Origin of the sequence: Nocardia carnea NBRC 14403 (genome assembly GCF_000308515.1) — a bacterium.
GTDB lineage: Bacteria > Actinomycetota > Actinomycetes > Mycobacteriales > Mycobacteriaceae > Nocardia > Nocardia carnea.
This window is the reverse complement of record NZ_BAFV01000053.1, coordinates 114,555-128,213: the sequence shown is the minus strand read 5'-3', so window position 1 is coordinate 128,213 and position 13,659 is coordinate 114,555. Positions and strand designations below refer to the sequence as shown.

6 protein-coding genes are annotated in these 13,659 nt (G+C 68.5%); 5 read left to right on the top strand and 1 reads right to left on the bottom strand.

From position 1 onward, the window contains the following. Positions 1–34 precede the first annotated feature (34 nt). The 5 genes from ON22_RS19120 (at position 35) to ON22_RS19100 (ending at position 12,641) form a co-directional block, all read left to right on the top strand. A complete protein-coding gene (locus ON22_RS19120; protein WP_033241172.1) occupies positions 35–541 on the top strand; it encodes a carboxymuconolactone decarboxylase family protein in 507 nt (168 codons plus the stop codon). Between the two features lie 109 nt (positions 542–650). Next, positions 651–902 (top strand): type II toxin-antitoxin system Phd/YefM family antitoxin, encoded by a 252-nt coding sequence (locus tag ON22_RS19115; protein ID WP_033241173.1) that lies wholly within the window; start codon positions 651–653, stop codon positions 900–902. Then, complete coding sequence (locus ON22_RS19110; protein WP_033241174.1) at positions 895–1,314, top strand: type II toxin-antitoxin system VapC family toxin; 420 nt, start codon at positions 895–897, stop codon at positions 1,312–1,314. Before ON22_RS19115 ends, ON22_RS19110 begins: the two co-directional genes overlap by 8 nt. A gap of 93 nt (positions 1,315–1,407) precedes the next feature. Next, positions 1,408–2,262 (top strand): alpha/beta fold hydrolase, encoded by an 855-nt coding sequence (locus ON22_RS19105; protein WP_051157816.1) that lies wholly within the window; start codon positions 1,408–1,410, stop codon positions 2,260–2,262. A gap of 77 nt (positions 2,263–2,339) precedes the next feature. Then, positions 2,340–12,641, top strand: a complete 10,302-nt coding sequence (locus ON22_RS19100; protein WP_156052178.1) for a non-ribosomal peptide synthetase — start codon at positions 2,340–2,342, stop codon at positions 12,639–12,641. Positions 12,642–12,656: 15 nt separating this feature from the next. Here the strand turns inward: ON22_RS19100 and ON22_RS19095 are convergent, their stop codons facing one another. Then, positions 12,657–13,649 (bottom strand): LLM class F420-dependent oxidoreductase, encoded by a 993-nt coding sequence (locus ON22_RS19095; RefSeq protein WP_033242119.1) that lies wholly within the window; start codon positions 13,647–13,649, stop codon positions 12,657–12,659. Between the last annotated feature and the right edge of the window lie 10 nt (positions 13,650–13,659).

Below are 13,659 nucleotides of genomic sequence, written 5' to 3'. Positions count from 1 at the left end.
TTCGTCAACCATGTTGTCCATACTAGGAGCCGTGATGTTCGACCCGCATACACTCGAAACCGCCCCGGAGGGATCACGCGCAGCGATGGCGGCAATGGCCGCCGGGGGTGGAGCGGTGCCCGACGCGGTCGCCCGGCTGGCCGCCTCGCCGGAACTGCTGACCGGATTCCTGGACATGACCGCGCGATTCGATCGGTGCACGCTGGAACCGATCTCACGGGAAGTGGTCATCATGACGGTGGCGGTCCACAACGACTGCCATATCTGCATCGCAATGCATGCCGGAAAGCTGCGCAAACTCGGCGCCCCGCCGGAACTGGCCGCGGCTCTGCGCGGCAAGCGTGCACTCGACGACGAGCGGCTCGATGCGGTCCGGGTGTTCACCCTCGAGGTCATGGCCACTGCCGGGGCCGTGGACGCCCGGTCTGTCGAGGCCTTCGCGGCGCAGGGGTACACCGAGCGTAATGCGCTCGAAGTCGTATTGGGTGTCGGGACCTATACGATTTCGACGTTCGCCAACCGGCTGGTCGGGGCCGCGTAGGGCGGCGTGTCCGTGGGGATCGGGTCGTCGGTTTGTCCAGTAGGTCCCGATCGCTGATCGTGCAGGACAGAGATAGCATCCGATAGCATCAAGCGCTAGCGTGAGGTGCATGACGCGGACAATCAGCCAAGCCGAGCTACGCAACGGCAGCGCGGGCGTTATGGATGCGCTGGAAGCGGGGGAGGATTTCGTCGTCACCCGCAACGGGCGACCTGTCGGTGAACTGCGCCCCATCACCGTGCGGAACAACCTGACGACGGCCGAGCTGAAGCAGCGATTGGCCAGGTTTGCGGGTGCGAACGCCATCGATGAACGTGCGGAGACCGACGCCGCATTCGGAGAGGACAGGCTGGATGACTGAACCGGGTGCGAAGTTCCGCCACCCCGTCGGCCTGCTGGATACCTGTGTCCTCATCGACTTGCCCACCATCGCGGATATGGACCTCCCGATCCGGTCGAAAATCAGCACGGTGACGCTTGCCGAGCTGGGCCTCGAAGTGGCTGTGGCCTCCGGTACGGCGACGCTTGCGCTCCGCACCGAACGACTCTTCGAGATCGAGCACGCTTTCGACGCACTGCCGCTCTGTGCGACGGCGGCGCGCCGGTTCACCTCGATGGCAAGATTGGTGATTGCGGCCGGACGGAATCCCAAGCCTCGCAAAATGGACCTGATGATCGCTGCCATCGCCTCGTCGAACGATCTGCCGCTGTTCACCCGCAATGCGGACGACTTCAAAGGGCTGGATCCGTTGCTGACGGTGGTCCCCGTGTGAAAGGTCGGGACGGAGCGATCCCTCGATGTACTGTCGGTCGCGGACCGTCGGCCGAACGAACGGCGGGGCGGCGGTGATGATCGAGGGGGCGCAATGGCTGAAACCACGCCGGTATTGCCGGTAACCGAACATCTTTTGGACGGTGTTCGGTGCGCGGTCTACGACAGCGGGCCCGCCGACAGCGCGGAGGCCGTGGTGTTCGTGCACGGCAATCCGGGGCCGATGGACGATTGGGCGGAGCTGATTCCCGCGGTGGCGGGCTTCGCGCGGGTGATCGCCATGGATATGCCGGGATTCGGGCGATCGGCGCGGCCGCGCGCTTTCGAGCACAGCATTGCGGGGCATGCGCGATACCTCGGCCTGCTGCTCGACCGTCTGGGGGTCGAGCGCGTGTATCTCGTACTGCACGATTTCGGTGGGCCGTGGGGTTTGCGGTGGGCACTGGACCATCGCGACCGGCTGGCCGGGCTGGTCCTGATCAACACCGGTGTACTCGACGGCTACCGCTGGCACCGGTACGCGAGGATCTGGCAGACACCGGTACTGGGCGAACTGTTCCAGCTGGTGAGCAATAAGCGTGCCATGCGTATCGCCCTCAACCGCGACAATCCCGTACCGCTGCCACACTCTTATACCGACCGGGTCGATCGATACGCGGACCGGGCACACAAGCGGGCGGTCCTCCAGCTCTACCGCAACTCCCGTGATCCGGTCAGCGCATTCCCGGAAATGAACACCGGTATCGCGGGGAACGATCTGCCGGTCTGCGTGATCTGGGGCGACGGGGACCCCTATATCCCCGTCCGGTTCGCTCGGACGCAGCGAAATTTCTTCCCCGAAGCCGAAATCCACATCCTCGAGGGCCTCGGGCATTGGCCGTTCATCGATGATCCGCAGGCGGTTCGCACCCCGCTGACAGCGTTTCTCCGCACTCACGTGCGGGCCTGACTCCGCGCGCCCCTGTCGCTGTTGCCGAGGGAAATGGGGGCTGTGGGGTGATCCGGGCCGCTGTGAGTATTGGCTCGGTGGACGATGATTCGGTTTTTCCCCTCTCACCCGGGCAACTGGGGGTCTGGTTCGCCCAGCAGTCGGCGGCCGATGTGCCCTTCGTGGTCGCGCAGTACGTCGAGGTGCGGGGAGAACTCGATCCCGGACTGCTCGACACGGCGTGCCGGCGCGCGGGACGGGAGATCGGATCGGCCTTCGTCCGCATAGTCGAGATCGGCGGGCAGCCGTGGCAGCACGTTGCCGAGACAGCGGAGGCCGGCCTGGCCCTGGTGGATCTGCGTGCCGAAGCCGACCCCGAATCGGCCGCGCACGCGTGGATGCGCCGCGATTTCGAGATGCCGCGGCAACTGGCCGGAACGCAGCTGGTGCATTCTGCGGTGCTGCGGTTGGACGAGTATCGGTGGTATTGGTACGCGCGGGCCCACCACGTGGTGCTCGACGGTCTGGGCGCGTTGAATTTCCTGCTCAGGGTGGCCGAAATCTATCGGGCCGCGGTTTCGGGACACCGGCCGCCGCCGTACCGGGCGGGTTCACCGGCCGAGCTGTACGACGAGGAGATCGCCTATCTCGGATCGCCCCGCCACGACCGGGACCGGGAGTACTGGCGCAAACGAACGCTGGGTCTCGCCGATTCGGTTCTTTCGGAGCGATATACGAGACATCCAGCGCATCCCGTGGTCGCCGCGGCGGCGGCAGGCCCGGGTACGGCCGGCGCGCTGCGGGCCGCCGCGCAACGCCACGGCTGCAGTGTCGCGACGCTCGCGGTGGCCGCGGTGGCGCTGTTCTGTGCCCGGATCCTGGATCGCACCGATATCGTGCTGACGTTGCCGGTCTCGGGCCGGACCAGCGCGATGGCGAAGCGGTCCGGCGGTATGCTCGCCAATCTCGTGCCGCTGCGGATCGAGGTCCTACCGGAATCCGATATCGCCGACCTCGTTACGCGGACCCAGTGGGCGATCACGGGCGCACTACGTCATCAGCGGTATCGACACGAGAACATCCGGAGTGATGCCGGCAGGACGAGCGCGGCCGGCGGGCAATTCGGTCCGATCGTGAACATCATGCTGTTCGAGGACACCATTCGGCTGGGCGGGGCGTCCGGCCGGTTACGGGTCCTCACCTCCGGTCCGATCGACGATCTGCTCATCAACCTGTACACCGAAGGGCACGAGGACGGGTTGCGTGCCGATTTCCAGGGCAATCCGCACAGTTACACCGAAACCGAGCTCGCGGCGAACCGGCGGCTTTTCCTGCGGGTACTGGACGAGCTGGCGGTAGCGGCGGAAACCACCCCGCTCGCCGATATCGAGCTGCTCGACGACGCCGAACGCACCGCGCTCTGCCGCGACCGCAACACCACCGGCCACCCCGTGACGGCAACCACCCTGGCCGCGCGGTTCGTGGCCCGGGTCCGCAGCACGCCGGAGGCGCCGGCGCTGCGAGACGGTGCACGATCGTGGACCTACGCCCGGTTCCACAGCGAAGTGAACCGGCGGGCCCGGTTCTTGATCGGTCTCGGGGTCGGGCCGGAGGTGCGGGTGGCGGTGGCGCTGCAGCGTTCGGCCGACCAGCTGTGCTGGCTGTACGCCGTCACTGTCGCCGGTGGCGCCTATGTCCCGGTTGATCCGGAGCATCCGCGGTTGCGTATCGCGCATATGCTGCGATCGGCACGGCCGTCGGTGCTGCTCACCGTGGACGGCGAGGATCTCGGCGTGCCCGCGCAGACCACTGTCGTCGCGGTCGCCGAGGTGGATGCGACCGCCTGGGACGATGCGGAAATCGATGACGATGACCGGATAGCGCCGTTGCGACCGGGGCACGCTGCCTCCGTACTCTTCACCTCCGGTTCGACCGGCCTGCCGAAGGGGGTGGTGACCACCCATGCCGCGATCGACCACCAGTTCCAATGGGCACAGCACGAATACGGGTTGGGCGACTCCGATGTGGTGCTCTACAAAACCCCGCTCACCTTCGATATCGCGATGTGGGAGGTGTTCTGGCCGCTGCAGGCCGGGGCGTGTGTCGCCGTCGCCGCGCCGGACGCGCACCGCGATCTCGCGGAACTGGACCGGGCGATCACCGACTACGGGGTGACGACCCTGCATCTGGTGCCGACCGTGCTGGCGAACTATCTTGCGACCGCTCCGGCACCGGCGACTTCCGTGCGCCGGGTGTTCGCGGCGGGCGAGGAACTACCGGCCGCGCTGGTCACGGAGTTCGAGAAGTGGACGGCTGCGGCATTGTTCAACTGGTACGGCCCCGCCGAAGCGCAGGTGGTGACGGCCGCGCGGATCCACAGCTCGACCGGGGTGTCGATCGGTGCGCCGGTGTGGAATATGCGGGTCCATGTGCTGGACAGCCGATTGCGGCCGGTGCCGGTGGGAGTCCGTGGGGAGCTGTACGTGGGCGGCGCGCAGGTCGCGCGCGGCTATGTATCCGGCGCCGAGGCGACGGCGTCGCGTTTCGTCGCCGATCCGTTCGGGGCCGCCGGGGCGCGTCTGTACCGGACCGGGGACGCGGTGCGCTGGAATACCGCGGGCGTGCTCGAGTATCTGGGGCGGACCGACCGGCAGGTCAAACTGCACGGGGTCCGTATCGAACTCGACGAGATCGCCGCAGGGCTGCGGGCCTGCCAGGGGATCGTCCGGGCAGCCGCGGCGGTGCGCGAGGTCGCGGGTGAACGGCGGCTGGTCGGCTATGTGGTCACGGCTGCGGGCGCAACGGTGGAATCGGGTGAACTCCTTCGCGATCTCGCCCGGCGCCTGCCACGTGCCATGGTTCCGGTGGCCGTGGTGGTACTGCCGGAGCTGCCGGTGAACGCGAACGGCAAGCTGGACCGGGAGGCGCTGCCCGAGCCACCTGTCCCCGGCTCTGCCTACGAAGAGCCCGCCGGCATCACCGAACAACTCATCGCCTCCTGCTTCGCCGATATCCTGGGTGTGCAGGATGTGGGCCGGGCCGACGATTTCTTCGCTCTGGGCGCGAACTCCATGGACGCGGCGCAACTCGCGGCCCGGCTGGCGGGTGCGCTGCGGATCGCGGTTTCGGTGCGGGAGATCTTCGATGCGCCGACCGTCGCCGAACTGGCAGAGGTCGTTTCCGGGCGGCCGGTGACCGATGGGGCGCGAATCGGGCAGGGGCCACGCCCGGATCGCCTCCCGCTGTCGCCTGCCCAGCAGCGGATGTGGTTGCGCAACCAGGCCGATCCGGAGGCGCCGGTGGACAATATGGCTGCCGCGGTGCGTATCTCAGGATCCCTCGATATCGCGGCGCTGCGCACCGCGCTGGGCGATATCGTCGGGCGGCACGAATCGCTGCGCACCCGGTATCCGGTGGTGGACGGATCGCCCGCGCAATTGATCTGCGCGCCCGACGCGGCAGCGGTACTCGCCGATCCGATCACCGTGCCGGCTGCGGATCTCGATCGGGAGATCATTGCGATGGCCCGCCGCGGCTTCGATGTCTCCGCCGAGATCCCTCTTCGGGCAGCACTTTTTGCACTGGGTCCCGGCGAACATGTGCTCGCCTACGTGGTGCATCACATCAGCGCGGACGGCTGGTCGGCACGGCCGTTCATCGCGGACCTCATGACGGCCTACGCTGCCCGGGCGCGCGGGGTCGAACCGGAATGGCAGCCGCTGCCCGCGCAATTCGCCGAGGCGGCGCGGTGGCAGTCGGACCGGCTGGGAGCACCGGCGGATCCGCGGAGTCTGCGGGCACGGCAGTCGCGGTTCTGGCAGGAAACGCTCGCCGGAGTACCGGAGGAACTGCCGTTACCCGTTGATCGTCCACGGTCGTCGGCCTCCTCGTGGGAGGGCGGGCGATGGCGTTTCGTGGTCGACGCGGACCTCGCGGCGGGTTTGACGGCACTGGCCCGGACGCGGCAGGCAACACTGTTCATGGCGGCACACGCGGTGTTCGCGGTGTTACTGGCCCGGATGACGGATAGCGACGATATCTGCGTGGGCACCCCGGTTGCGGGGCGGCCGATGGCGGAGTTCGACGGTCTGGTCGGGATGTTCGTCAATACGCTCACCCTGCGCAGCGTGATCGATGGAGACCGCGGTTTCGCGGATATCCTGACCGATGTGCGCCGCATCGATCTGGCGGCCTTCGAGCACGCGGATCTGCCGTTCGAAGAAGTGGTGCAGGTCCTCGCCCGGCCCGCCGGCTCCGGCCGGCATCCGTTGTTCCGCGTGGCGTTCTCATTCGAAAACCAGCCCACCGGCGAACTCCAGTTTCCCGGCCTGACGGTGCGCTCGCTCGATATCGATCCCGGAGTGGCCAGGTTCGACCTCGCGCTGACCATGCGACCGGCGGTCGACGCGAAGGGCCGCGCGCAGCTGGAAGCCGAGTTCTCCTACGCCAGAGACTTGTTCGACGAGGAAACCATACGGTTCTGGGCCGCCAGTTGGCTGCGGTTGGCCGCTGTCGTGGTCGCCCACCCGCGGACGCCGGTGGGGGATATCGATTTCCACGAGACGAGGCCCGGCGGCCCGTCCGTGTCCGAGTCCGCCGGGCGCACGCTCGGGGACATCCTCACCGCTGCGCTCCCGTGGGCCCGGGACCGTATCGCGGTCGTGGACGGTGACCGCGAGATCGGCTACGACGAGCTCGATACCTGGTCCGGCCGCTTGGCCGGGCAGTTGATCGCCCGCGGTATCGGTCCGGGGGATGTGGTGGTCATCCACGCCCCGCGGTCCGCGGAGTTCCTGGCGGGTGTCTGGGCAGTCGCGAAATCCGGCGCCGCGTTCCTGCCGGTCGATCCGGCCTTCCCGCGGGACCGGGTCGAGTGGATTCTGGCCGACTCCGGGGCGGTCCTCGGCCTGACGACCGGTGATCCCGCCGGTGACGGGCACGGGCGGCTCGACTGGATACTCCTGGCCCCTGCGCGGCAGGAATCCGGTGGCACGGCGCGGTTTCCTACCGAGCCGGTGTCCACCCGCCGCCCGCATCCGGCGGACCTCGCGTATGTGCAGTACACCTCGGGTTCGACCGGTAGGCCGAAAGGGGTGGCCGTCACCCACAGCGGGCTCGGCCCGTTGTTCGAGACGGTCACCGCACAGCTCGGGGTGGAACCCGGCTCCCGTGTCCTGCATGTGTGTGCCCCGACCTTCGACCCGTCGGTGCTCGAATGGATGCTGGCCTTCGGCAACGGCGCGACCCTGGTCGTCGTGCCGCCGGATACCGTCGGAGGCGCCGCGCTCGACGACCTGATCGCCACCCGGAACGTCACCTACGCGGTGACTCCGCCCGCGATACTGGCGACTCTCGACCCCGCCCGCCATACGGGGTTGCGCGGTCTCGTGGTGGGCGGAGATATCTCCGATCCCGAACTGGTGGACCGCTGGGCGGGGGACCGGATCTACCTCAACGGGTACGGCCCGACCGAGGTGACGGTTATTTCGGTGGCCGCGGCGCTGGCGGCCGGCCGGCCGGTGCTGATCGGAGACGCCACCCCGGGGAATGCTGTCCGGGTCCTCGACCGGCGCCTGCGCCCCGTGCCGCCGGGGGTGGTCGGGGAGCTCTATCTCACCGGCACCGGCCTCGCCCGCGGGTACCTGCGGGCGCCCGGCCGTACTGCCGGGAGTTTCGTGGCAGATCCGTGGTCGCCTACCGGAGCCCGGATGTACCGGACCGGTGATCTGGTCCGGTACATCCGGGCGGACAGGGCGCTGTCGGGGCTCGAGTATGTGGGGCGTACGGACTTCCAGTTGAAGATTCGCGGGATACGCCTCGAACCCGGGGAGGTGGACGCGGTGTTGTCGCGCCACGAGACAGTACGCACTTCGGTCACGGTAGGGCGGACGGCACCTTCCGGCGCCCTGATGCTGGTGTCCTATGTTGTTGCGGCACCGGGCTGTTCGATCGATGTGGTGCAGTTGCGCGAATTCGCGCGGGGCATGCTCGCCGCGCACTCCGTACCGGCCCGTATCGTCGCCCTCGACCGGTTTCCGCTCACCACGGCGGGCAAGGTCGACCGTGCCGCCCTGCCCGAACCCGTGTTCGGTGCCGTAGCGCCCGCGGCTCCGGCGGATGCGGTGGAACGGGCGGTCCGGGAGGTGTTCGCCGAACTGCTCGGTGTCGAAGTGGCCGGTCCGGAGGCAGACTTCTTCGAACTCGGCGGCAACTCGCTGGCCGCCGCCCGGCTGGGCGCGCGACTCGGTGCCGTCTTCGCGGCCGAGGTGCCGATGCGGACGGTATTCGAGGCGCCGACCGTGGCCGGGCTGGCCGCGCGGATCCGGGAGTCGGCAGGTTCTGGAGCGCGGCGGGTGGCCCTCGTGCCCGAGCGGCCGGCGCGGGTGCCGCTCGCCCCGGCGCAACAGCGCCTCTGGTTCCTGAACCGTTTCGATCCCGCGTCCGCGGTGAACAACATCCCGATCGCCGTGCATATACGGGGGACACTCGATATCGCCGCGCTGCGGGCAGCGATCGCCGATGTGGTCGCGCGCCACGAACCGTTGCGAACGGTGTATCCCGAGGATGTCCACGGCGGCCCCTGGCAATCGGTACTGCGGGCCGGTGAACAGGAGATCGAGCTTTCGGCGGTGCCGGTCGAGCCCGCCGAACTCCGGGAACGGCTGGCGACCTTCGCGGCAATGGGATTCGACCTCGTCCGCGATCTGCCGGTGCGGGTCCGGCTGTTCCGGGTGCACCGGCACCAGCATGTACTCGCCGTGGTGATCCACCACATCAGCGCGGACGGCTGGTCGGCTCGGCCGCTGTCGACCGACCTGCTGACCGCGTATTCGGCACGTACCGCCGGGGCAGCGCCGCAGTTCCCGGCCCAGCCGGTGGCCTACGCCGACTACGCGATCCGGCAGGTCGAATGGCTGGGTGACGCCGCGGACCCGGCCACCCCGATGGGACGGCAGCTGGCGTACTGGCGGGAGCGCCTGGCCGGACTCCCCGCGCGGCTGCCGCTGCCGTTCGACCGGCCCGCACCTGCGGTCGCTTCGGGAGCGGGTGCTGCGCTGCGGGTCGAGTTCGATCCGGAGGTCGTCGCAGCGCTGGGGCGAATGGCAGTGGCCTCCGGCGCTTCCCGGTTCATGGTGGTGCATGCCGCATTGGCGGTTACCTTGGCCCGGCTCACCGGTGGCGCCGATATCGCCATCGGGACCCCGGTCGCCGGCCGTGGTGGGGCGGAACTCGACGATCTGGTCGGCATGTTCGTCAATATGGTGGTACTGCGCATCCGAGTCGACCTCGCGGCCTCGTTCGCAGATCTGCTGTCCGCGGTCCGCGATACCGACCTCGCGGCCTTCGCGCACGCCGATGTGCCCTTCGAACGGATTGTCCAGGAACTGAATCCGGTCCGCCGGCGTGATCACCATCCGCTGTTCCAGGTTGTGCTCACCGAGGAGGTCGAGACGCGAGTTGTGGGGACGGCCGCGGAGATCACGGTGCAACCCGTGGAACGGGATATCCGCACCGCCGAGTTCGATCTGCAACTGACGCTGAGCGATTCGGCGGTCTATTTCACCTATGCGACAGACCTTTTCGATACGGCGACCGTGCGGCGCATCGGCGATACCCTCCAGCGGGTACTGCGGGCCGTCACCTCCGCTACCGCGACGCCGGTAGGGGATATCGCGCTGCTCGACGATGCGGAATACGCGCGGCTCGTGGACCCGGTACAGGTGGAACCCGGCGACGATACGACACTCGCCGATCTCTTCGCGGCGGCAGTACGCCTCGCCCCGGATGCGGTGGCCGTGCGCTTCGGTGGAATAGCGCTGACCTACCAAGCGCTCGCCACCGACTCCGGCGCGCTGGCCCAGCGGTTGGTGCGGCTGGGGGCCGGGCCGGAAGCCCGCGTTGCGGTGGCGCTACCGCGCGGTGTGAGGCTGATCGTCGCGATCGTCGCGGTGATCCGTGCAGGTGCTGCCTATGTGCCGATCGACCCCGCGTATCCACCCGAGCGTATCCGGTACGTGCTCGGCGAAACGGCGCCGCGCTGTGTCCTCACGACGGCCGACAGCGGAATCGATGCCCCCGCCGGGGTCCCGGTACTCGAGCTGGACAGGTGGGAGAACGGTGAGATCGAGCCCCTTTCGACGGCCTTGCCGCGCGCCCGTCCCGGCAACCTCGCCTACATCATCTACACCTCGGGATCGACCGGCCGCCCGAAAGGTGTGGCGGTGACCCACGCGAGTATCGTGGCGCTGCTGCGGCGGGCCGGTGCTCTGCTCGGGCTGAACAACGACGACGTCTGGTCGATGGTCCATTCGTCCGCATTCGACTTCTCGGTATGGGAGATGTGGGGCGCGCTGACCACGGGCGCGAGTCTCGTGGTCGCCGATCATCACACTGCGCGCTCCCCGCGAGATCTGCACGAACTGCTGTCGCGGGAGCGGGTCAGCATCCTGAATCAGACACCGAGTGCATTCGTCGCGCTGGACGCAGCCGATGCGGCCGCGGATACACCACTGGCGCTACGCCGTATCGTCTTCGGTGGTGAGCCGCTCGATCCGAGCAGCCTGCTGCCGTTGTTCCGCCGCTACGGCGGCGACGCCCCCCGGATCAGCAATATGTTCGGAATCACCGAGACCACAGTGCATCTGACCCATGCCGAACTGGACCCCGTCGCGGCGGGCCGCCGGGCACCGGGAACTCCGGTGGGGCGGCCCCTCGACGGTGTCGGGATCCGCGTACTCGATGCCCGGCTGCAGCCCGTCCCGACCGGTATCGTCGCCGAGATCTACCTGGCGGGAGCCCAGGTGAGCCGCGGTTACGCCGAGCGGCCGGGGCTCACCGCGACCCGTTTCGTCGCCGATCCCTACACCCACGGAGGCGTGCTCTACCGGTCCGGCGATCTCGGCCGGTGGAACGAATCCGGTGAGCTGGAGCATCACGGCCGCGCCGACCGGCAGGTGCAGTTACGGGGATTCCGCATCGAGCCCGCCGAAATCGAAGCCGCACTGCGGACCTGCCCGGGCGTGCGCGCCGCGGCGGTAATCGTCGACCACGACGCGGGCGCGGGGCCCCGGCTGCTCGGTTACGCCGCGGTGGGTGCCGCGGATACCGCCCCTGCGGACGGGCACGCAGCCCCTGCGGACGGGCACGCACTGCGGGATGTCCTGCGCACGCAGCTACCCGCGCATATGGTTCCCGACGCCGTGGTCGTTGTCGCCGAACTACCGCTCACCGGGACCGGGAAAGTGGATATCGCGGCCCTGCCGCGGCCGCGTTTCGATTCCGGCCGCGGCTATCGCGCGCCCAGCGGCGAGCTGGAACGGCGGATCGCGGCCGTCTTCGCGGATGTACTGGACGTGGCGCGGGTCGGTGCCGACGATTCCTTCTTCGATCTCGGCGGGAACTCGATGGTCGCCACCACGCTGCTCGCCTGCCTACGCGACGAGACCGGTGTGGACATCGCCCTGCCGTGGCTGTTCGCCGACCCCACCCCCGCGGGTCTCGCGCGGCGGATCGCCGATGCGCGCGCAGATTCCACCTTGACGCCCGAAACGGCACTCGCGCCGGTCCTGCCGATCCGGACCACCGGGACCGGGCTCCCATTGTTCTGCATCCATCCGGTGATGGGTCTGTCGTGGAGTTTCGCGGGCCTCGGCACGGAGGTGGCCTGCCCCCTCTACGGGATCCAGTCGCCGGCGATCACCGAGAACACCGCCACACCGGAGTCGATCGACGACCTGGCCGCCGACTATCTGCGCCGCATCCGCGCGGTGCAGGCCCGCGGTCCCTACCGCCTGCTCGGCTGGTGCTACGGCGGACTCATCGCGCACGCCATGGCGGTACAGCTGCAGCAGCAGGGCGAGCGGGTCGAGTTGCTGGGCATGCTCGACTCGTTCGCCGGAGACGTCGGCTACCTCGGCGAGCAACCGGTGACGGTCGGCAATCTGATCGGCCAGCTGGGGACCGATCAGCTGGTCGATATCCCGGCCGGCGAGTTCACTCTCGACCAGGCGATGCAACTGCTGGCCACGCTTCCCGGGCCGTTCGGTGCGCTTACCGAGGACAGGGTGCAGCGGGTATTCACCGGTGTACTGAGCGCGCAGCAGATCGGCCCGCGGCACCGTCCGGGGATCTACCGGGGGGACCTTATTTTCTTCACCGCCGACCGGGACGATCGCGGGTCGGGCCGCGCCGCGGGAGCCTGGCGTCGCTATATCTCCGGCCGGGTGCACGAAACCGCGGTCGACGCCACTCATTGGGAGATCGCCTCACCGCAATCGTTGCGGACTATCGGCAGGGTGCTGGCACCGCTACTCGATGCCGCTCCGGGAACGGCCGGGTCCCGGACGGAGCGTGCGGATATGCCGTCCCGTCCGGAAGATCCGGTGTCCCTGGTCTCGTAGCCGCTGCCGTGGTGCTCAGGACAGCGCCGGAAGCACCTGCCGTTCCAGGAGTTCGATTCCGCTGGTGTCGTAGGCCGCTTCCGGGAAGTTGAAGATGGCGTAGCCGAGGCCGCGATCGCGGACGGCGGACAGCTTCTCCACGATCTGCTCCGGAGTGCCGACGGCGGCACCGCCGGTGGTCAGGTTGTCGAGGTAGGCGCGGGCCTTCTCCTCGCCCAGGACCGGGGTCAGCCGTGCCGCGTTCTCGGAGATGCGCTGCTCGACCTCGGCTTCGGTGGCGCCGATGACAACATTGAAGTTGGCGCTGCGCACGATGGCGTCGAAATCGGTGCCGACCTCGGCACAGTGGTCGCGCAGGATCTCCGATTTGCGGGTGAACTCCTCGGGATTACCGGCGAAGTTCGTGTAGTTCGCGTATTTCGCGGCGATACGCAGAGTTTTCTTCTCGCCACCACCGGCAATCCACAGCGGGATCCCGCCCTCCTGCACTGGCAGCGGTCGCACGATCGCGCCGTCCACCTGGTAATACTTGCCGTCCAGCGTCGCGGTGCCCGAACTCCACGCCTGCCGGAAGATCTGCACGCCCTCGTCCAGCCTGCCCAGCCGCTCCCCGGCGGTGGGGAAACCGTACCCGTAGGCGCGCCACTCGTGTTCGTACCAGCCGCCGCCGATCCCCATCTCGGTCCGGCCGCCGGAGATCAGATCGACGGTCGCCGCGACCTTCGCCAGGTAGGCCGGGTTGCGGTAACTCATCGCCGTACACATCTGTCCGAGTCGCACCCGTGAGGTGGTCGCGGCGAACGCCGACATCAGGCTCCACGCTTCATGAGTGGCTTCCTCGGTGGGTTCGGGCACGGTGTGGAAGTGGTCGTACACCCACAGTGATTCCCACACCGGATTCGCGTCGGCGCGTGCCGCGAGACCTCGCATCACTTCCCACTGCGCGGCGGGTTCGATACCCACCAGATCCAGCCGCCAGCCCTGGGGGATGAAGATTCCGAAGCGCACAGCACTCTCC